The sequence below is a fragment of the Enterobacter sp. MGH 16 genome (genome assembly GCF_000493175.1).
Taxonomy (GTDB): Bacteria; Pseudomonadota; Gammaproteobacteria; order Enterobacterales; family Enterobacteriaceae; genus Enterobacter; species Enterobacter roggenkampii.
Map to the genome: position 1 here is coordinate 3007480 of NZ_KI535695.1, position 20740 is coordinate 3028219.

General features: G+C 55.5%; 21 protein-coding genes. 9 read left to right on the forward strand and 12 right to left on the reverse strand.

Translation table 11 applies throughout. From position 1 onward, the window contains the following. Positions 1-90 precede the first annotated feature (90 nt). Complete coding sequence (locus tag L362_RS08740; RefSeq protein ID WP_008499676.1) at positions 91-1017, forward strand: LysR family transcriptional regulator; 927 nt, start codon at positions 91-93, stop codon at positions 1015-1017. Here L362_RS08740 and L362_RS08735 read toward each other — a convergent pair. The 6 genes from L362_RS08735 to L362_RS08710 all read right to left on the reverse strand — a co-directional run bounded on the left by L362_RS08735 (position 1012) and on the right by L362_RS08710 (position 7605). Then, on the reverse strand, positions 1012-1704 hold the full coding sequence (locus L362_RS08735) for an aspartate/glutamate racemase (RefSeq protein ID WP_023344840.1): 693 nt from the start codon (positions 1702-1704) through the stop codon (positions 1012-1014). The two genes, L362_RS08740 and L362_RS08735, sit on opposite strands and share 6 nt — an antisense overlap. 133 nt (positions 1705-1837) lie before the next feature. Further along, positions 1838-3271: an arabinose-proton symporter AraE gene (locus L362_RS08730; protein ID WP_223825726.1), complete on the reverse strand. Its 1434-nt coding sequence runs from the start codon at positions 3269-3271 to the stop codon at positions 1838-1840. Positions 3272-3564: 293 nt separating this feature from the next. Continuing rightward, entirely contained in the window at positions 3565-4326 is a 762-nt protein-coding gene (kduD, locus tag L362_RS08725; protein WP_008499679.1) for a 2-dehydro-3-deoxy-D-gluconate 5-dehydrogenase KduD, read from the reverse strand. 63 nt (positions 4327-4389) lie between these two features. Beyond that, positions 4390-5226 (reverse strand): 5-dehydro-4-deoxy-D-glucuronate isomerase, encoded by an 837-nt coding sequence (kduI, locus tag L362_RS08720; protein WP_021242025.1) that lies wholly within the window; start codon positions 5224-5226, stop codon positions 4390-4392. Positions 5227-5466: 240 nt separating this feature from the next. After that, positions 5467-6645, reverse strand: coding sequence for an acetyl-CoA C-acetyltransferase (locus L362_RS08715; protein WP_023344842.1), 1179 nt, complete (start codon positions 6643-6645; stop codon positions 5467-5469). 93 nt (positions 6646-6738) lie between these two features. Further along, positions 6739-7605: a LysR family transcriptional regulator gene (locus L362_RS08710; RefSeq protein ID WP_021242027.1), complete on the reverse strand. Its 867-nt coding sequence runs from the start codon at positions 7603-7605 to the stop codon at positions 6739-6741. 105 nt (positions 7606-7710) lie between these two features. On the opposite strand from L362_RS08710, the gene L362_RS08705 reads away from it, so the two are divergent. Both L362_RS08705 and L362_RS08700 read left to right on the forward strand, forming a co-directional pair. Next, positions 7711-8172, forward strand: a complete 462-nt coding sequence (locus tag L362_RS08705) for a multidrug/biocide efflux PACE transporter (protein ID WP_008499683.1) — start codon at positions 7711-7713, stop codon at positions 8170-8172. 119 nt (positions 8173-8291) lie between these two features. After that, positions 8292-9521, forward strand: coding sequence for an amino acid permease (locus L362_RS08700; RefSeq protein ID WP_021242029.1), 1230 nt, complete (start codon positions 8292-8294; stop codon positions 9519-9521). A gap of 55 nt (positions 9522-9576) precedes the next feature. On the opposite strand, the gene L362_RS08695 is transcribed toward L362_RS08700, so the two are convergent. Continuing rightward, complete coding sequence (locus tag L362_RS08695) at positions 9577-10029, reverse strand: Lrp/AsnC family transcriptional regulator (protein ID WP_021242030.1); 453 nt, start codon at positions 10027-10029, stop codon at positions 9577-9579. Positions 10030-10145: 116 nt separating this feature from the next. Between L362_RS08695 and L362_RS08690 the strand changes: the two genes are divergently transcribed. Beyond that, positions 10146-10757: a LysE family translocator gene (locus L362_RS08690; protein WP_025912423.1), complete on the forward strand. Its 612-nt coding sequence runs from the start codon at positions 10146-10148 to the stop codon at positions 10755-10757. A 169-nt stretch (positions 10758-10926) separates the two neighbouring features. Here the strand turns inward: L362_RS08690 and L362_RS08685 are convergent, their stop codons facing one another. Further along, a complete protein-coding gene (locus L362_RS08685; protein WP_008499687.1) occupies positions 10927-11199 on the reverse strand; it encodes a GNAT family N-acetyltransferase in 273 nt (90 codons plus the stop codon). Positions 11200-11209: 10 nt separating this feature from the next. Continuing rightward, positions 11210-11440: a 4Fe-4S mono-cluster protein YjdI gene (gene yjdI, locus L362_RS08680; RefSeq protein ID WP_008499689.1), complete on the reverse strand. Its 231-nt coding sequence runs from the start codon at positions 11438-11440 to the stop codon at positions 11210-11212. 176 nt (positions 11441-11616) lie between these two features. On the opposite strand from yjdI, the gene L362_RS08675 reads away from it, so the two are divergent. The 5 genes from L362_RS08675 (at position 11617) to L362_RS08655 (ending at position 18106) form a co-directional block, all read left to right on the forward strand. Next, positions 11617-13257 carry an ATP-binding protein gene (locus L362_RS08675; RefSeq protein WP_023344843.1) on the forward strand — a complete coding sequence of 547 codons (1641 nt, stop codon included), beginning with the start codon at positions 11617-11619 and terminating at the stop codon, positions 13255-13257. After that, positions 13241-13936 carry a response regulator gene (locus tag L362_RS08670; protein ID WP_032638033.1) on the forward strand — a complete coding sequence of 232 codons (696 nt, stop codon included), beginning with the start codon at positions 13241-13243 and terminating at the stop codon, positions 13934-13936. Before L362_RS08675 ends, L362_RS08670 begins: the two co-directional genes overlap by 17 nt. A 168-nt stretch (positions 13937-14104) precedes the next feature. Beyond that, on the forward strand, positions 14105-15193 hold the full coding sequence (locus L362_RS08665; RefSeq protein WP_023294490.1) for an ABC transporter substrate-binding protein: 1089 nt from the start codon (positions 14105-14107) through the stop codon (positions 15191-15193). 80 nt (positions 15194-15273) lie between these two features. Then, on the forward strand, positions 15274-17043 hold the full coding sequence (locus L362_RS08660; protein ID WP_023294491.1) for an ABC transporter permease: 1770 nt from the start codon (positions 15274-15276) through the stop codon (positions 17041-17043). After that, positions 17036-18106 (forward strand): ABC transporter ATP-binding protein, encoded by a 1071-nt coding sequence (locus L362_RS08655; protein WP_023344845.1) that lies wholly within the window; start codon positions 17036-17038, stop codon positions 18104-18106. Before L362_RS08660 ends, L362_RS08655 begins: the two co-directional genes overlap by 8 nt. Positions 18107-18280: 174 nt before the next feature. Here L362_RS08655 and L362_RS0123095 read toward each other — a convergent pair whose 3' ends face one another. The 3 genes from L362_RS0123095 to L362_RS0123100 all read right to left on the reverse strand — a co-directional run bounded on the left by L362_RS0123095 (position 18281) and on the right by L362_RS0123100 (position 20706). Then, complete coding sequence (locus tag L362_RS0123095) at positions 18281-18637, reverse strand: putative T6SS immunity periplasmic lipoprotein (protein WP_025912428.1); 357 nt, start codon at positions 18635-18637, stop codon at positions 18281-18283. Between the two features lie 2 nt (positions 18638-18639). After that, on the reverse strand, positions 18640-19182 hold the full coding sequence (locus L362_RS08650; RefSeq protein WP_023344846.1) for a hypothetical protein: 543 nt from the start codon (positions 19180-19182) through the stop codon (positions 18640-18642). A 651-nt stretch (positions 19183-19833) separates the two neighbouring features. Continuing rightward, positions 19834-20706 carry a DUF6998 domain-containing protein gene (locus L362_RS0123100; protein WP_025912430.1) on the reverse strand — a complete coding sequence of 291 codons (873 nt, stop codon included), beginning with the start codon at positions 20704-20706 and terminating at the stop codon, positions 19834-19836. Positions 20707-20740 lie beyond the last annotated feature (34 nt).

Here is a 20740-nt window from a genome sequence, read left to right on the forward strand (position 1 = left end):
TACGCCACAGCGCAAGGAGAATAAAAAATATCGTTTTATCGCGAGTCTATGCAAAAATGATATGGACAGTTCTCTGCTTTCAGGTGCCCTATGCCCGCCGTCAATTTACGCCATATCGAGATTTTTCACGCCGTGATGACCACCGGTAATCTCACCGAAGCCGCACAGATGCTGCACACCTCGCAGCCGACGGTGAGCCGCGAGCTGGCGCGCTTCGAGAAAGTGCTGGGGCTGAAGCTGTTCGAACGCACCCGGGGCCGGCTTCACCCGACGGTACAAGGATTACGCCTGTTCGAGGAAGTTCAGCGCTCCTGGTACGGGCTGGACAGAATAGTAAGTGCCGCGGAAAGCCTGCGCGAGTTTCGCCAGGGCGAGCTGTCGATCGTCTGCCTGCCCGTCTTTTCGCAATCCTTTTTGCCGATGCTGCTCCAGCCCTTTCTGGCCCGCTACCCGGAGGTCAGCCTCACCATCGTGCCGCAGGAATCTCCCCTGCTTGAAGAGTGGCTTTCGGCTCAGCGCCATGATTTAGGGCTAACCGAAACCCTCACCACCCCAGCGGGCACGGCGCGCACGGAGCTGCTCTCGTTAGATGAAGTGTGCGTTCTGCCCGCCGGGCATCGGCTTGCCGGTAAGGCGGTGCTCACGCCGGAGGATTTCCACGGGGAAAACTACATCAGCCTGTCGCAGACCGACAGTTACAGACAGCTGCTGGATACCCTGTTTGCAGAGCATCAGGTCAAACGGCGAATGGCGGTGGAAACGCACAGCGCGGCCTCGATTTGCGCGATGGTGCGTGCCGGCGTCGGCGTCGCGGTGGTGAATCCGCTCACGGCGCTGGATTATGCCGGAAGCGGGATCGTCATCCGCCGCTTTAGCGTGTCCGTCCCGTTCACCGTGAGCCTGATCCGTCCGCTACACCGTCCGGCTTCCGCGCTGGTGGACGCTTTCACCGAACACGTCATGGAGCACGCGCGTCAGGTGGCGCTTCGCTTACCTGACCTGCAGGACCCATTATGACAACATAAACGCCACGGCATCCGCAGCATGAATAGCGGTGGTATCAAATACCGGAAGAGGGCTTCGCTCAACGGGTACCAGCAAACCGATCTCCGTGCAGCCGAAGATCACCCCTTCAGCCCCCTGCTGCGCGAGTTTTTCGATGACGCTGACGTAGAAGGCGCGGGAGGTTTCGCTGAAGGTGCCGAGACAGAGCTCGTCAAAGATAATCTGATTGATGCGCACCCGGTCTTCTTCTTCAGGGATCAGGCTTTCGATCCCAAACGCGCTGCGCAAACGCCCGCGATAGAAATCCTGCTCCATGGTGTAGCGCGTGCCCAGCAGCGCTACGCGGCGCATCCTTGATGCCGCAATTGCACGCCCGGTCGCGTCAGCGATATGCAGGAACGGCAGCGAGCAGCGGTTCTCAATATGCGATGCCACCTTGTGCATGGTATTGGTACAAAGCAATATCCCCTCGGCCCCAGCCCGCTCTAGCCCCAGCGCCGCCTGGGCCAGGATCGCCCCGGCTTTATCCCACTCGCCGCTCGACTGGCAGGCTTCGATTTCATGAAAATCCACGCTGTGCAGCAGCAGGCTTGCGGAGTGCAGACCACCCAGACGCTGTTTTACCCCTTCGTTAATCAGGCGATAATAAGGGATTGTCGATTCCCAGCTCATTCCACCTAACAGGCCGATCGTTTTCATCATCCCTCCTTTTCGTTGATTTCTTCTTTTAACACAACCGGTGCCAATAAAAAAAGGCGCTCTGTTCAGCGCCTTGTTAAACAAAAATCGGTTATCTCCTGCATACGCTGGAATACGTAGACAGGCAATCCGATCACACGCCAATATTCCGCAGCTTCTCCCCGGCCATCAGCTTGCGCTCGATGTGTTCCAGCGTCACGCCTTTGGTTTCTGGAATCAGCCAGAACGTGACGCCAATAAATGCCACGTTCAGCACCGTATAGAGCCAGAACGTTCCCGCTGCACCAATCGCGTCCAGCAGCGTCAGGAAGGTCGCGCCGATGATCATGTTCGATACCCAGTTGGTGGTCGTGGAACAGGTGATGCCAAAGTCGCGGCATTTGAGCGGCTGAATTTCGGAGCATAGGATCCACACCACCGGCGCGGCGCTCATCGCGTAACCTGCGATACACATCATGGTCATCCCGACAGAAAGCCAGGAGAGTCCGCTGGAAGCCGTGCCGTTATCAAACTGCATCAGGCAGTAGCCGAGGATCAGCGTGCCGAGCGCCATCACGCTGAAGCCAATTTTCAGCGCCGGTTTGCGGCCCGCCTTGTCCACGGTGAATACGGCAATAAAGGTGGCAAACATGAAGGTCAGCCCGACCACCAGGGTGGCGATCATCTGCTGTTCGGTGGTGGTGAACCCCGCCATTTTGAAAATGCGCGGCGCGTAGTACATGATGATGTTCATGCCGGTGAACTGCTGCATCGCCTGCAGCAGCATGCCGAGGAAGACCGCCCGGCGCACGTTGCGGTTGATTTTAAACAGCGCCCAGCCCCCCTGCTTGAGCTTCAGGCTTTCGCGGATCTCGTTCAGCTCCTCGCGGGCTTTTTCAGAGGTATCGCGCAGCATGCGCAGCACCTCTTCCGCCTCCACGTGGCGCCCTTTTTGTGCCAGCCAGCGCGGGCTGTTCGGCAGGAAAATCACTAAAACAATCAGCACCACCGCTGGCAGCGCCAGCACGCCAAGCATTGCGCGCCAGTTGCCGCTGTAGCTGAAGTAGGTGTCAGACAGAAACGCCAGCACGATACCCAGCGTGACCATCAGCTGATACATGCTGATCATCTTCCCGCGCACGTTCTCGCTCGCCATTTCGGAGAGATAAAGCGGCGCCGTGTAGGAGGCAATCCCCACCGCCACGCCCAGCAGCACGCGGGAAAGCAGCAGAACCTCAACGTTTGCGGCAAAGGCGGAGCCAATGGAGCCGGCGACAAAAAGAATCGCCCCGGCCATCAGGCTGTATTTGCGCCCCAGGCGAAACGAGAGCCAACCGTTGAACAGCGCGCCAATGGCCGCGCCGAGCATCATGCTGCTCACCACCCACTCCTGCAGGCGGCTGCTCAGGGTAAAGTGATCGGTAATAAAGGGCAATGCACCGGCAATGACGCCAATATCCAGTCCAAATAACAGGCCCGCCACGGCGGCGGCAATAGAGACAAACTGGTTCATGCGGCGAGTATCACGCAGCGCAGCGGGCATTAGGGTAGAGTCATTTATAGATGTCATATTTTCCTGCCTGAACAGTGAAATTCGTTAAGTGAAATTACGAGATAGCGAGAAAAAGTGTCAGGCGGGAAAAGGTGAAGATATGGATTATTTCGCTGCGACATAGCGTTCTGTGATGGACATTACAATTTCAACTAACGCTGAATAATCACATGCTTTTACTAATCATCTAATTTTTAAAGATTAAAAGTGTGATGGCTGTCGTTCATGACTTTTTAGTATGGATTTTCCGTGTTTATCCATATGGATTTTGACATTTTTTAAGCAAAAAAAACCTCTGCCCAAAAGCAGAGGTCCAGACCCGATGCGGGCTATCGCGCCAGCCAGCCGCCATCGACCGCTACGGTGTAGCCGTTGATATAGTCCGATGCCGACGAGGCCAGAAAGACCACCGGCCCCATCAGATCGCCCGGAAGCCCCCAGCGCCCCGCCGGAATGCGGTCGAGGATTTCCGCGCTACGCTGCTCGTCCGCACGCAGCTGCTGCGTGTTGTTGGTCGCCATGTAACCCGGCGCAATCGCATTCACATTGATGTTGTGTTTCGCCCACTCGTTTGCCAGCAGGCGGGTCACGCCCATCACGGCGCTTTTGGAGGCGGTGTAAGACGGCACGCGGATACCCCCCTGGAACGAGAGCATGGAGGCAATATTCACGATCTTGCCGCCGTTCCCCTGCGCAATAAAGTGCTTTGCCGCCGCCTGGGACATGAAAAATACGCTCTTGATGTTCAGATCCATCACGTCGTCCCAGTCGCGCTCGCTGAAATTGATCGCATCTTCACGGCGAATCAGCCCGGCGTTGTTGACCAGAATGTCGATGTGACCGAATTCCGCCACCGCGCGATCCAGCAGTTCAGGAATGGCATCGATTTTACGCAGGTCGGCGGTCAGGCTCAGGAAGCGGCGGCCCAGGGCCGTCACGCGCTCGAGGGTTTCCGTCGGTTCAACGATATTAATTCCGACGATATCGCAGCCCGCTTCCGCCAGGCCTAACGCCATCCCCTGACCCAGCCCGGTGTCACACCCGGAAACCACCGCCACTTTCCCCTGCAGAGAGAATGCATCCAGAATCATGTTTATTCCTTACTCTTTCAGAGCCTGTCACTCACAGGCAGGTTTATGCGTCACTGCCCGCGACTAGCGCAGATCGCTGACCGCAACATGGTCCATATCATCAAAGACCTGGTTTTCACCCACCATTCCCCAGATAAAGGTGTAGGCTTTTGTCCCTACGCCGGAATGAATAGACCAGCTCGGCGAAATCACCGCCTGCTCGTTATGCATCACGATATGGCGCGTTTCCTGCGGCTGTCCCATCATGTGGAACACGCAGGCGTCCTCATCCATGTTGAAGTAGAAGTAGACTTCCATGCGGCGCTCGTGGGTATGGCACGGCATGGTATTCCACAGGTTGCCCGGCGCAAGTTCGGTCAACCCCATGCTGAGCTGGCAGGTCTCCAGCACGTCCGGCACGAAGTATTTATTGATGGTGCGGCGGTTGCTGGTGAGGTTGTCGCCCAGCGTCACGGGCGCGACGTCTGCCGGGGTCACCTTTTTGGTTGGACAGGTGGCGTGGGCCGGCGCGCAGTTATAGTAGAATTTCGCAGGCCTGCTGGCGTCGATGCTGGCAAAGACCACGTCTTTCGCCCCTTTACCCACGTACAGCGCCTCGCGATGGCCAATCTCATAGCACCGTCCGTCTACGGTGATGGTGCCCGGCCCGCCGATGTTAATCACCCCCAGCTCGCGACGTTCGAGGAAATAATTCACGCCCAGCTGTTTACCGACCTCGCCGCCCACGGAGACGGTTTTCGTGACGGGCATAATGCCGCCCACAATAATGCGGTCGATATGGCTGTAAACCATGGTGTACCTGTCAGCCTCGAATATCTGCTCGACTAAAAATGCCTTGCGCAGCCCCTGCGTATCCAGCGTTTTGGCGTGCGCGCTGTGGATGCTTTCTCTGACGTCCACGGTAACCTCCAGATGTGGTCATGCCCGAAGGCGGGAAGTAAAACGAAACAGCGTTCCGTTTTACATGATGAGCACATACTATCGGCATAAAGTGGGCTTTTCAATTATATTTAAAACAACGTTTCATTTTTATTTTTGTTTATCGCGGAATTGATGCCCGGATCACGCTAAAACCGTCGGGAGATAAAGATCACGATAAAAAAAACCTCCCGGAGGAGGTCTTTTTTTAATGAGGAAAAATTAGCGTTCAATGGCCAGCGCCACCCCTTGTCCGCCGCCTATACAGAGCGTGGCAATCCCTTTGCGGGCGTTGCGCTTCTTCATTTCGTGGACCAGCGAAACCAGGATCCGGCAGCCGGACGCCCCGATCGGGTGCCCCAGTGCGATCGCCCCACCGTTTACGTTGACCCGCAGCGGATCCCACTCCAGCATTTTTCCGACGGAGATCGCCTGCGCGGCATAGGCTTCGTTCACTTCGATCAGATCCACATCAGAAAGCTGCCACCCCGCACGCTCCAGACAGCGACGGGTCGCATAGACCGGCGCGATCCCCATTAACGCAGGATCCACGCCCACGCTGGCGAATGCCTTAATGCGGGCCAGCACGGGGAGATCGAGTTCAAGGGCTTTGCTTTCGCTCATCATCATCACGGCCGCGGCGCCGTCGTTAATGGAAGAGGCATTTCCCGCCGTGACCGAGCCCTGCATTTCAAACGCAGGATTCAGCCTCGCCAGCCCTTCAGCGCTGGCGTCGGTGCGCGGCTGTTCATCGGTATCCACAACGATAACCTCGCCCCCCTGACGCTGCGTGCTGACCGGGACAATTTCGTCCCGAAAACGGCCGGAATCAATCGCCGCACGCGCTTTTTGCTGCGAGCTTAACGCATAGGCATCCTGGACCTCACGGCTGATGCCGTACTCGCGCGCCAGGTTTTCCGCCGTTACGCCCATATGATAATCGTTGAAGGCATCCCACAGCCCGTCATGCACCAGGCTGTCGAGCAGCTGGCTGTTGCCCAGCTGCGCGCCGGTACGGCTGTCGGTCAGGACGTGCGGCGCGCGGCTCATATTCTCCTGCCCGCCCGCAATGATCACGTCCGCCTCACCACACTGAATGGCCTGCGTCGCGAGATGCAGCGCTTTTAATCCTGAACCACAGACGTCGTTGATAGTGATAGCGGAGACGGTATTGGGCAGTCCGCCCTTCAGCGCCGCCTGTCGCGCAGGGTTTTGCCCGGCACCGGCCGTGAGGACCTGTCCCAGAATCACCTCATCAACTTCCTGTGCTGCGATCCCGCTACGTTCTACCAGCGCTTTCACCACCACACTGCCCAGGTCAACCGCCGAGTGACGCGCGAGCGCTCCCTGAAAACAGCCGATAGCTGTACGCAACGCACCCACTATTACGACATCTTTCATCACGACCTCTGTGTTAAATGACATGACGATAGTAGAGGATTGTTACTGGCAATTATCTTAATTGTTTAAAAATAGTGAGTTTAATCACAAGGATCAGCGTGCATCCTGCAGATACTGCCGCAGCCAGCTTCCGGCAACGCCGGGAGGGGATCGTTTATTCCACAGCAGATCGATGCCGATCGCCCGCGGCCAGCCGGGAACATTGAGCTGTACCAGGGATTTCGCGGCGGCAAATTCCTCCACCAGCGCGCACGGCAAGACGCACCAGCCAAATCCCTGTACCGCCATACTCAAGAGTAACAGGTAATTCGGGGCTGACCAGACGGGCCCGCGCGCGATCTCCGCCTCACGCTCAAGATAGGTGCTCAGCCGCAGCTCTCGCCAGCCGTGCAGCTCGTCACGCTGAACGTCATCCTGCCCGGCCAGCGGATGCGTGGTCGCGACATAGATCGCCATGCGGGTCTGCATCGGCAGCCGGATGGCGCCAATATCCGTAGGATAACCGTCTCGCGCTTCGGTGAGGCCAATCTGCGCGCGCTCCTTTTGCAGCAGATCGATCACGTCCTCCTCTTCGCCAATCAGACATTCGAATTCCGTATGGGGAAAGCGCGCATCAAACTGCTTCATCATCTCTTCCAGCACGTCCGGGTTGAGGGTATCGGAAAGGACAAACGTCAGACGCGCCTCCGTTTGCGCCGTGAGCGACACCGCCAGCTCATCCAGCCGCGTGCTGGCGGCGAGAATAGCCTGCACGTAGCCCAGCACCTGTTCCCCCTGGGCCGTTAACACCGGCTGGCGGGCCGAACGGTCAAACAGCTCAAATCCCAGATCGGCTTCAAGGTTGGCAATGGACGTGCTGACCGTCGACTGGCTTTTACGCAGCCGGCGTGCGGCCGCAGAGAAAGAGCCTGCTGCAACGGTCTCGACAAACGCGGTCAGGGCTTCGGGTGAATAGCGCATAACCTATCTACTTTTACGATGGATACTATCTTTAATATATCAGCTTTAGCGATAAAAATAGGCCACATCAACGCCCATACTGGCGAATTAACGAGGTCTATCGCTATGCAACATCAGGATGCACTCCAACGTAAACTGCCGGAGCGGATCTTTCATGCTGTCTGTTTTGAAGGGATTGCGACGGCGATCCTCGCCCCTACCGCGGCGTGGCTTATGCAGCGTTCCGTGGTGGAAATGGGTGGGTTGACCATTATTTTGGCCACCACCGCCATGCTGTGGAACATTATTTATAACGTCGGCTTCGACCGTTTCTGGCCTGTTCAGCGCGTCAAACGTACGGCAAAAGTGCGTGCGCTGCATGCGCTGGGGTTCGAATGCGGCTTTATTGTGATTGGCGTGTCGATTGTCGCCGCCGTGCTGGGCGTCACCCTGCTGCAGGCATTCACACTGGAAATAGGTTTCTTCCTGTTCTTCCTGCCGTACACCATGTTCTATAACTGGGCGTACGATAATCTGCGTGAGAAATTTCTTAAGCGCCGCCAGCAACGACGCGCCCTGGCAGGCTGAACCGCCTCTGGCCGGACGCCCGTTCCGGCCCGACGTCTTCGAAGCAACTGCGCTCTTAAGGCATAACTATGGTAAATTGCACGCCATTCTGATGGTTTGATAGTTGATACGTTGCTCTAATGTCGAAAATTTGGTCAAAAGATGAGACTCTCTGGAGTTTCGCTCTCTACGGCACGGCCGTGGGCGCAGGAACGCTCTTCCTGCCCATTCAGCTGGGCTCCGCAGGCGCAATCGTCCTGTTTATTACCGCCCTCGTGGCCTACCCCTTAACCTACTGGCCGCACAAAGCGCTGGCGCAATTTATCCTGTCGTCGAAAACAAAAGGCAACGAAGGGATCACCGGCGCCGTTTCGCACTATTACGGCAGGAAGATCGGCAACCTGATCACCACGCTCTATTTCATCGCCTTCTTTGTGGTGGTGCAGATTTATGCGGTGGCCATCACCAACTCGTTAACCGAGCAGCTGGCAAAACACCTGACGGTAGACACCACCGTTCGCGTGCTGGTTAGCCTGGGCGTGGTGCTGGTCCTGAATCTGATCTTCCTGATGGGACGGCATATCACGATAAAAGTGATGGGCTTCCTGGTGTTTCCGCTGATCGCCTATTTCCTGTTTGTCTCGCTCTACCTGATCGGCAGCTGGCAACCCTCGCTGCTGACCAGCCAGATGGCCGTCGATCGCCATACGCTGCACCAGGTCTGGATTTCGATTCCGGTGATGGTGTTTGCGTTCAGCCACACGCCGATTATCTCGACGTTTGCCGTTGACCGCCGCGAGAAGTTCGGGGACGAGGCCATGGCTAAATGCAAGAAAATCATGAAGGTGGCATACCTGATTATCTGCCTGAGCGTGCTGTTCTTTGTCTTCAGCTGCCTGCTTTCTATTCCACCGTCGTATATTGTGGCCGCCAAAGAGGAAGGGGTGACAATCCTGTCTGCGCTGTCGATGATGCCCTCTTCACCGGCGTGGCTCGGCATTTCCGGGATTGTCGTGGCGATTATTGCGATGTCGAAATCGTTTCTCGGCACCTATTTTGGGGTGATTGAAGGGGCGACGGAGATCGTGAAGTCGTCGCTGAACCAGGTGGGCGTGAAAAAGAGCCGCGCCTTTAACCGCGCGATATCCATCATGGGGGTGTCGTTAATCACCTTTGCCGTCTGCTGCATTAACCCGAACGCCATTTCGATGATTTACGCCATCAGCGGCCCGCTTATCGCCATGATCCTGTTTATCATGCCGACGCTGTCGACGTATCTGATCCCCTCCCTGAAACCGTACCGTTCCATTGGCAACCTGCTGACGCTGATCGTCGGGGTGCTGTGCGTGTCGGTGATGTTTGTCGGCTAATTCCCTTTCCTGCCCGGCGCGCTGCCGGGCAGGCCATTCAACCCCGGCCTCCTGCTTACAGCGGAAAAGGCCTGTCCTGCACCACCGTTTTCATGACAAGCGTTGAGCGAAGATGCTGCACGCCGGGCATAGCGGAGAGCTTCTCGTCGTAGAGCTTCTGGAAAGCGGAAAGGTCGCGGGTCACGACGTGCATCAGATAATCAGGATCGCCAAACAGGCGCTGAGCCAGCACAATCTGCGGGATCTCCTCCACCGCCTCTTCAAACGCGCTGACCGCCTTGCGGTCACCCTCTTTCAGCGTCGCGAACACTATCGCCAGGAAGTTAAACCCCATTTTGGCGGGGTCGAGGCTGGCACGGTATCCCGTTATGGCCCCGCTTTGCTCCAGCGCCCGCACGCGACGATGGCACGGCGAGAGGCTCAGATTCACCCGCTCAGCCAGTTCGGTAAGCGACAGGCGGCCGTCAGACTGCAGCTCAGCAAGAATTTTTCTATCGATGCTATCCATGTGGAAGATTTTCTCATTTTCACCGTGTTATGAGCATAACATTGAAAGCCTATTTCGCAGTGTTAGCGATATTCTTTTTCGCAACGTATAACGCACTGCGGGAGTATTTCAGGACGATGGAAATGAGTATTGTGGCCGGCTTTTGGGTGGTTTCGTTTCTGCTCATCATGACCCCGGGGGCCGACTGGGCCTACGCTATTAGCGCCGGAATTAATGGACGCCGCGTGGTCCCGGCGGTGATGGGGCTGATGTCCGGGCATCTGCTAGCCACATTGATTGTGGTGGCAGGCGTGGGGGTATTGATTGCTCAACATCCGCTGGCGTTAGCCGGGCTCACCGTGGCGGGAGCCCTGTATCTCCTGTGGCTTGGCATAACGTTATTGCGTCACCCGGCCGCACCGGAGAAGGCCACCCAGCATGCGGGTAACTGGACGCAGTGGGCGGTGAAAGGACTCTGCATTAGCGGCCTTAACCCGAAGGTTTTTTTGCTGTTCCTGGCCCTGCTTCCGCAGTTTACAGACCCAACCGGAAGCTGGTCGATAGCGATGCAGATGTCCGCGCTTGGGATGATGCACCTTATTACCTGTACCCTGGTCTATCTGCTGGTGGGGTATGGTTCGAAAGCGGTGCTGGCGACCCGGCCACAGGCGGCCCGTCTGGTGAGCAGGGCATCGGGAGGGTTGATGGTGCTGATAGCGCTGGTACTGCTGTTTGAGCAGGTGAGATAACTGTCTTTTTTGCCGGGTGGCGCTGCGCTTACCCGGCCTACATTTCACAAAGATATCAATTAATTGCACAATTCATTGTAGACCCGTGCAAGCGTAGCGCCGCCGGGCGAAACTCACAAATCGCACGTTGTCAGCAGTCTGAAAAAACACCGGCCATCGCCGGTGTTATTTACGCCCGAATATCGTCATATTCCCGCGTTTTATCAAATTCATGTTTCGCGAACGGGCACAGCGGGATAATTTTGCGATTCTCACCGCGCATCTTCTCCACCACTTTCGCCACCAGCTGTTTACCGACGCCCTGCCCTTTCAGGCTCTCATCCACATCGGTGTGCTCGATAATGCTCAGGTGCTCGCCGGTTGGCACGAAGACAATCTCCGCCACCTGGTTGCCGTTCGCATCATTCACGTAAAACTTGTTATGGCCTTCCAGAATATCCATGGTTCCTCGCTTATTTTTGGCGATACTTCAGCGCACCGCTCGGGCAGGTATCAATCACGCGGACAACCGTTTCAACGTCCACTTCATCGGGAATAATCCACGGTTTACGTTTCAGATTAAACAGCTTTGCGCTCCCACGCACGCAGTTACCGGAGTGTTTGCAGATCCCGGTGTTGAAGTAGACGTCAATTTTCTCGCCGGTATAGGCCCGGTAACCCGCATCCAGTAGCTCTTTATCCATGACATTGCCTCTGTAATTATTATCGTGCTGAATGAAGCATAGCCTTACGGGATCCTGATGGCTATAACGCCGAAAACGAAAAGCCAGGTCACAACTCTTTTCTTGCCAGATTGCGTCCGCTATTTGCCCATGTCAGGCTCGGCAAATGTCACTTTTACATAACATCCGCAGGTTGAATGAAACGCAGACTCTCATTTCAGGTAAAGCTGTTTTTAGCGCTGGTGTGCTTCTCCTGCCTGCTGTTAGTTCTGCTGGGAACGATCCTGTTTCATTTTATTGACCGGCAGCTCCATCACGATCTCGGCCAGCGCGCCCGGGTGCAGGCCAGCCAGATCGCGCTGATGCCGGGTCTGGCGGCCATGGTCGCGGCCAGAGATATTCCGGGGATAGCCCGGTTAATTCAGCCGCTGCGCGCCCAAAGCGATGCCAGCTACATTGTGATTGGCGATACCGAGGAACAGCACCTCTATCATTCGGAATCCCCGGAACGCATAAATTTACCGATGATCGGCGGGGATAATGCGGAAGTATTACAGGGCAAAACCATTATTTCCGTGCGCCAGGGCGGGATTGGGGTTTCACTGCGCAGCAAAGCGCCGATCTTTAACGCGCAGCACCAGGTGATTGGTATTGTCTCGGTCGGCTATCTGACCTCCTATATTGCCAATATTAATGCCCGCATACTCTGGCAGTCCGGGCTGTACGGCGCGGGGCTTCTGCTGCTGCTGTTTATGTTCTCCTGGCTGTTTACCCGCAATCTCAAAAAACAGATGTTCCGACTGGAGCCGAAAGATATCGCTCAGCTGGTTTTGCAGCAGCGCGCGCTATTAGAAGCCATGTATGAAGGGGTATTTGCCGTCAATGATGAGAAGCAGCTGATTTTAATTAACCGCGCCGCACGAGAGATGCTGGATATCCGGCAAAGTGAGAAAGCGCTTATCGGCAAACCGCTGGAAGACGTTCTGCAGACGTCGCCGGGCTTTTTATCCCAGCGCTACGCCTCGGTGAGCAGCGGTAGCCACGACCAGATTGCGGTGCTGAACCAGCGGGAGGTGATCGTCAACCGCGTCGCGATTGAGGTCGAACCCGGCGTTGAAAGCGGCTGGGTCTACAGCTTTCGCGACAAAAATGACATCAACACCCTCAGCAGCCAGCTCAGTCAGATCAAGCGCTATGCGGATAACCTGCGCATTATGCGCCACGAGCAGCTGAACTGGACCGCCACGCTGGTGGGCTTGCTGCAGATGAAACACTATGACGAGGCGATTCGCTACATTCAGGTGCAGTCCGAAGGCGCGCAGCGCGTGCTGGACTTTGTCTCCGCCCGTTTTTCCTCTCCCGCGCTGTGCGGGCTGCTGCTCGGAAAATACGTCAGCGCGCGCGAAAAAGGGATCGAACTGCTGTTTGATCCCGCCTGCCAGCTCACCCGCATGCCCGCCACGCTCAACGAAACGGAGCTGATGTCCATTATTGGTAACCTGCTGGATAACGCGGTGGACGCGACCCTTAAGGCTCCGGTCCCCGCGCCGGTGGAACTCTACATTTCTGACCGAAACCAGGAGCTGCTGATCGAGGTGGCCGACCGGGGCTGCGGGGTGGAGGATGCGATGAAGCCGCATATTTTCCGCCAGGGATTCAGCAGCAAGCCGGAACGTGAAAACGACATTGTGGGTACCGAGCACGGTATTGGCCTGTATCTGGTGGCAGGATATATCGACAAGGCTGGCGGCAGCATTGAGATTGCCGACAACACGCCACAAGGGACTATTTTTTCTGTGTTTATTCCGAATGGGCAAAAGCATGACCCGAGCACTTGATGTTGTGATCGTTGAAGATGAGCCGCACCTGGCGGAGCTGCATCGCGAGTATATCGAGCAGAATTTTCATTTGCGCGTGGTGGGCATCGCCGCGTCGATTGAGCAGGCATGCCGCCTGATTCGTCAGCATCAGCCGCGGCTTATCCTGCTGGACAACTATCTCCCGGACGGTAAAGGCGTGGAGCTCATCGATAACCCGCTGCTGAAAAGCTACGAATGCTCGGTGATCTTCATCACCGCCGCCAGCGATATGCAAACCTGCAGCCACGCCATGCGCAGCGGCGCGTTTGACTACCTCATCAAGCCCGTCTTTTTCCAGCGCCTGCACGCCTCGCTGGAGCGTTTTATGCGCTTCATCCACACCGTACAGCAGGTGAAGGTGGTCGACCAGCATGCGCTGGATCGCCTGTTTCATCTGCCTGCCGCGGAAGCCTCCGTAACGCCGTCCACAAAGGGCATTGAACCCCAGACGCTGGAGCGGATAAAACGCCTGTTCGCCGAGCATCCCGACAGCGCGATGTCGGTTGAAGAGGTGGTGGAAAACGTGGGGATCAGCAAAACCACGGGGCGTCGCTACCTCGAATACTGCGTGGAGAGCGGGTTAATCAGCGTTGAAATGCTGTACGGCAATATTGGTCATCCTCGCCGGTTATACCGCAAAGCCCCCGATAAACCGTAATCCGCAACCGTTCGTTGGCTAACGTTCGCGGATTTTATGGTGTTAATTGCTGAAACGACGGCGACAATCACACTTCGGAATCATTGCCCTCGCCTCCCTATTGTCGGAGGCGCGCTTTACGCTATGTTGACAATTAGTTCCTCAAATGTAACTAAAAGGTTAACTATAATGTCGAACACGTTCCGAATTTCTCTGCTTACCGCTACCGTACTGTTCTCTGCTTCTGCACTGTCTGCCCTGCCGCAGGGTTATCCTGCTGAGTATCAAAAAGTGGTTGATGCCGCCACGAAAGAGGGCAAGGTTGTCATCTATTCCACTACCGACATCAAAGCTGCCGGGCCGCTGATCCAGGGCTTCGAAAAAACCTACCCGGGTATTAAAGTCGAATACAACGACATGAACAGCACCGAGCTGTACAACCGTTTCATCAGCGAACAGGCTTCCGGCGGCGTGAGCGGCGACGTGGTCTGGAGCTCCTCGATGGACACGGGCCTGAAGCTCGCCACCGACTACGCCATGGAGTACAAATCTCCGGAGCAAAGCCAGCTGCCGAAATGGGCGGTCTGGAAAGATAAGGCCTACGGCACCACCTATGAGCCGGTGGTCTTTATCTACAACAAGCGCCTGATCCCGGCCGGTGACGTGCCGGATTCTCACGCCGCGCTGGCGAAGCTGATTGCCAGCCAGACGGACAAATTCAAGAACAAAGTCACCACCTACGACATCGAAAAATCGGGTCTGGGCTTTATGCTCTCGGTGCAGGATCACAACGCCGATCCGAACTACTTTAAGACCCTGGCCGACGTCGCCAAAGGAGGCCTGTCGGTGCAGTCGTCTACCGGCACCATGATGGAGCGCGTCTCCTCCGGTGAAAACCTGATCGGCTTCAACATCCTCGGTTCCTACGCGGAAGCGCGTGCGAAGAACGATCCGTCACTCGGCATCTCCTATCCGAAGGATTACACCCTGGTGCTGTCGCGCGTGTCGTTCATCAGCCAGCAATCGCAAAACAGCAATGCCGCGAAGCTGTGGCTGGACTACGTGCTCTCTGAACAAGGGCAAAGCATTCTGGCCAACCAGGCGGACATTCCCTCCATTCGTAACGATATCGAAGGGAAAAATGATATCGACGGCCTGACCAAAATCCTCGGCAACGCGCTGAAGCCGATCCCGGTTGATGAAACGCTGCTGGAATACCTGCAGCCGAAAAAACGCCTGGAGTACATCAAAGAGTGGCGTACCGCCGCCGGTAAATAAGCGTCTGAGCGCGGCGCTGGCCGCCGCGCTCCCTTATCGACTGAGTTCGTTTTTCTGGGCTGCAACACCAGGGATACCCCATGAATACATTACGCAGAAAGTGGCAAAGCCTGCCGCGAGGCATCGTCGTGCTGATAACCGCCCTGGTTATCTACACGCCGCTGTCGTTTATCGTGATCCAGAGCTTCCTGTCCGCGCCGTTCTTTTCGCCGTCAAAAGAGTGGAGCTTTGAATCATTTGATTTTATTTTCACCGACCCCGATTTTTATAAGGCCCTGAAAAGCGGTTTTATTCTGGCTTTCGGGCTGGTCTTTATCTCTATCCCGCTGGGCGGCGTGCTGGCGTTTCTGATGGTGCGTACCGACCTGCCCGGTCGCCGGCTGATTGAGCCGCTGATCCTGGTCCCGATTTTCGTTTCACCGATGGTGCTGGGCTTCGGCTACGTGGTGGCCGCCGGTCCGGTGGGCTTTCTCTCCCAGTGGGCTGAGGCGCTGATTGGCTTTGTGCCTTGGAACATCTACGACATGTCGAGCATTGTGGTCATTGCCGGCCTGACGCACGTCCCGCACGCCTATCTGTATATCTCGTCAGCGCTGCGCAGCGTGGGCTCCGACGTGGAAGAAGCCGCGCGCACCGCGGGCGCGTCGCCCTGGCAGGTGATGACCTCCGTCAGCCTGCCGATGGTGCGCCCGTCTATTCTGTACGCCACCGTGCTGCTGTTCTTCCTCGGGCTGGAAGTGTTCGGCCTGATGCTGGTCCTCGGCGACCCGGAAGGCAACATGGTGCTGGCGACCTATCTCTATAAGCTGACGAACAAGATGGGTACCCCATCCTATAACCTGATGGCGGCGGTTGCCGTGGTGCTGATCTGCATCACCATCCCGCTGGTGATGCTCCAGCGTCGCCTGATGCGCACCGCCAACCGTTTCGTCACCATGAAGGGCAAGGCCTCGCAGGCCCGCGCGCTGCCGCTGGGTAAATGGCGCTGGGTGGCTGGCGCGGTGATTGCCTTCTGGCTCACCGTCACCATTGGCGTTCCATTGCTCGGCGTGGTGCTGCGCGCGTTTATCTCCAACTGGGGCGTGGGCGTTTCGCTGTGGGACGAGCTTTCTCTGAACACCTTCCGCACCATCTGGGCGCAGCCCAACCTGCTGCGCGCCATCGTTAACTCCATGGCGATTGGCGTCATTGGCGGCGCGCTGGCCGTGGTGTGCTACCTGTTTGTCGGCATTGCCATGCACCGCAAGCCGGATAACACCACGCGTTTCCTGGACTACAGCGTGCTGGTGCCGCGCGCCGTGCCTGGCCTGCTGGCGGGTCTGGCCTTCCTGTGGGTGTTCCTGTTCCTGCCGATGTGGCTGGATAACTCGCTGAAATCCGGCTGGCTTTCCGGGTTTGCCTGGACCGACTGGATGCGTGAAAACGTCATCGTCTGGCTACGCTCGCTGCGCAGCACCATTTTCAGCGTCTGGCTGGCCTATACCGTGGTGTGGATGGCTTACGGGCTGAGGCTTATCTCTTCCACGCTGCTGCAGGTAGGGCCGGAGCTTGAAGAGGCGGCGCGCAGCACCGGGGCGACGCGCGGGCAGATCACCCGCCACGTCACCATCCCGCTCTCCCGCTACGGCCTGATCGGTTCGTGGCTGCTAATGTTCCTGATCTTTGAACGCGAATACTCAACGGGTGTGTACCTGCTTTCACCCGGCACGGAGACCATCGGCTCGATGCTGGTTTCCCTCTGGGCCGCAGGCGCCATTGATATCGTGGCGGCGCTCTCTTTCATTAACATCCTGCTAGTCGTGGTAGGTCTGGGCATTGCCCTTCGTTTCGGAGTGAAAATACATGATTGAATTAGCGGTTGACGATCTGCACTTAACCTACGGCGACAATCCTGTTTTAAAAGGTGTCTCCATGAACCTGAAGCGCGGCGAAGTGGTCTCCCTGTTAGGCCCCTCCGGCAGCGGCAAAACCACCCTGCTGCGTGCCGTCGCGGGTCTGGAAAAGCCGACTCAGGGCTCGATTGTGATTGGCAACAATAAGGTTTACGACGGCACGCCGCGCAGCGAGGTCCCGGCGGAAGAGCGTAACCTGGGGCTGGTATTCCAGTCCTATGCCCTGTGGCCGCACAAAACCGTGTTTGAGAACGTGGCCTATCCGCTCAAGCTGCGCAAAGTCCCGGCCAAAGAGACCCAGCAGCGCGTGCAGGACGTGCTGGACCAGCTGGGTCTGGGCCATCTTGGCAAACGTCACCCGCACCAGCTCTCCGGTGGACAGCAGCAGCGCGTGGCGATCGGCCGGGCGCTGGTGTACAACCCGCCGGTGATTTTGCTGGACGAACCGCTCTCTAACCTCGACGCCAAGCTGCGCGAAGAGGCCCGCGTGTTCCTGCGCGAGCTGATTATCAAGCTCGGGCTATCGGCACTGATGGTGACGCACGACCAGAACGAAGCGATGTCCATATCCGACCGCATCCTGCTGCTCAACAACGGCAAAATTGAGCAACAGGGCACGCCGCAGGAGATGTACGGCTCGCCGAAAACGCTGTTTACCGCCGAGTTTATGGGCAGCAACAACCGCCTGCACGGCAAGGTCACCGAAGTGCGCGAAGGCAGAGCGCGTATCGAAGGCAAAGGCTGGGTGCTGTGGGGTCAGGCCGGTGAAGGGGTGCAGAGCGGTGATGAAGCCACGGCGGTGATCCGCGTCGAGCGCGTGGCGGTAGTCGAGGGGCCAGGGGAAAATCAGCTTGAGCTGCCGCTGCTTACCAGCATGTATCTCGGCGACCGCTGGGAATACCTGTTCCGCACGGTGGGGGATGATTTTGTCATTCGTGCGTATGGGCATGAGGTTCGGGATCCGCAGCACTGCCATCTTTCGCTGCCGGAGAAGCATGTTTGGGTGTTCCCGAAAGGGTGAATTTAAGAGGAAAAGGCTGCGGGATGCGGCCTTTATACGTTAGAAAACAGGAACAGCGTACCAAAGATCCTCATTTTTTAGATAGGGCAGAATCGTCTGCCGGGGCGGAGTAAATCTATAAATGACTTTGAGGTCTCTGTTAAACCCGTGGTGATTCAGGGGCGGTTTGCCCCCTTATTCTTTGGGATAAGAAAATTCAGCAGTGACTAAATGCGATTCTGATTTACCTGATTGGACGTCATACGCGAAGTTATACCGCTCTCCAGGTGCAAATTTAAATCCGAACACAGGAAGACACCCGCCCTTTTGAACATACACGGGCTTGTCATCAAAAATCTTGTGAAGAGAGTCGCTATTATCACTGTTGATTTGGATAGCAGTGATCCGTTCCTGTGGCTCCAGTGGTGACACCACACAAACTTGATTATCTTTGATTAATGCCGTTGTAGATTCACGATCTACCATTCGATCACCCGGCCCAGGGCATCCCGTTAAGATGAATACAACACCCAGCAACATTTTGTTCTTCATGTTTAACGCCCCTTCCCTGTTAAGATTTTCTGGTAAAGCGAAGGGACATCCTGCAACAAATCTACGCCCCTGTACATCCCCATGCGCCCTGGTCTCTGATAGTAAGACCACTGACTGACCCCATAAACCAGCAGTAACCAGTAATCAGCTAAAATAGAGGCTTGCTGTTCAAGAGAGTAATCAGTGAGTTTTTCTTTATCCAGCCTGTAGGTATATTCAGCAGCCCAGCTAAAAGCTCCCCGCATTCTCACCCATTGCCCGTGTTGGTGTTGCCAGACATGCCCCAGCTCATGGATGAAAACATATTTATCTTCGATGAAAACCGAGTTTGCGGAAAAGTCTTCTCTGTACATCGACTTTCTGTACCATAACTCTCCGTTTGGAGTCATCGCGTAGTTTTGTTTTTGTAGTCCGAATGGTAAATAACTGTCGCAATGAATCCAGACACGGCTATAAACTATCGAATCACCGAACACCCTACGAGCCATTGCAATCTCGCCTAATGTCATCCGGCGTAATTTTCCTTCCTCTGCCTGTGCGCTCATAAACTGTCCTCCTTGTATGATTTATATCAGGGTATCCAGGGAGCATAAAACGCGCAACTAACAGATTTAGGACAATAGAAGACATAAAGCCCCGTTGATGATGCAGCAACAAGCGGAGCGTAGCGACTTCATCAGATTGTCAGAGGGATCACACCTTATCAGGGTGCTCGTGTACCGTCAGGAGCGTGAGCGAAGCGCTGGCAGAGCCTGCATATCGTGTGCAGGTACGTTTACCACTATACACCTGTTTACGTGCCTCATAAGGCCGCACATCGGGCTTTAATGCGTGATCAATCTGTTGATGGCATAACGATGCCTGGATGGGCTTTATCTTCACGTTTTGCTATCGCGGTGTGAGGATGCTACTGCCGCCAACGCTGAGTTATACTGTCATCTCACCATGTAACTTAGCGTGACAGTTACCAAGGGCGGATCAAAATGGTAGAACCCATAGGCAACAAAAAATAGGTAACTATTTAAGTTCCTATTAGAGAAGGCTTCAAAGACTTGTTTACAAGTGGAAATTCTGGAGCGGGCGAAGGGAAAACACCCCCGCTCCAAAGATCTCGTAATCCCATGGATTTATTAACAAAAACTTTGTGCATTGTAGGAGGGTTTTGTAGGAGGAACTACAACGATTTACAAACCGCTTCACTCCAGAACGCTGATAAGTTTTAGCGCGTCACTTCTGACAGAATCTTGTATTCGCTCAGAGTCAGCGATCAATACCAAAGCCTCAATACTTAAACCATCCCTGATCACTTTTCGCGCTTTACTGAGACGGCTCCGGCAACTTTTCTCTGTATAACCCTCACGTGAGTGCATTTGCTCAATGATATAAGCGCTTGATAAATTTGAATCGGCAAAATGATGGTAGTAGTTTACGAAGCACTCCATCCCGATAGCCTTAAGGAGGGTGACCAGGGTAACACTACTCGTTATCTTATCTGGTTGATTCGATAACTCTTCCATAGGTTCGGGTGGAAGGGTTTGCATAGCCGCTTCATTGACTGAAGCCGAACTCCTGACAATCAATTCTTCTTTGATGGAACTAACTCGGGGATCAGTAAGAATCGCGCCCTTGAGGTTAACGATATGTGCGTTAACGTGGTCACTATGCCGAGCGTAATCTCGTATTACTTCATGTGGGATTTTGTAGGCATCAAGAATGTTGTAAGTTTCATCGAAAATAACGGCTATCAAATAATCAAAATCGGCAGCTTCATAGTTACGCAATGCACTGAGTTGCCGGGAAGGATTATCCGGCGTGACTCTCCTCGCTTTGATCTGCACTTTCTTGCCATCAGCATCAATGGCATCAGCACCCGCCGACGAATTACTGAGAAGAGTCATACCCAGTGCATTAGAAACCAGCCATTCAGCATAGTCACCAACAGGATTATTCTTGGTGCGAATGACACCTCTAGAACGCAACTGCGTTAAAATTTCGGAATGAAGTGACAGCAATTCAAGATTATTCAGCGCATTTAGCCAATCATATGATGTTAAATGATTATTTTTCAAAAACACTCTCCATTGCCGAAGTGAAATGCCACTG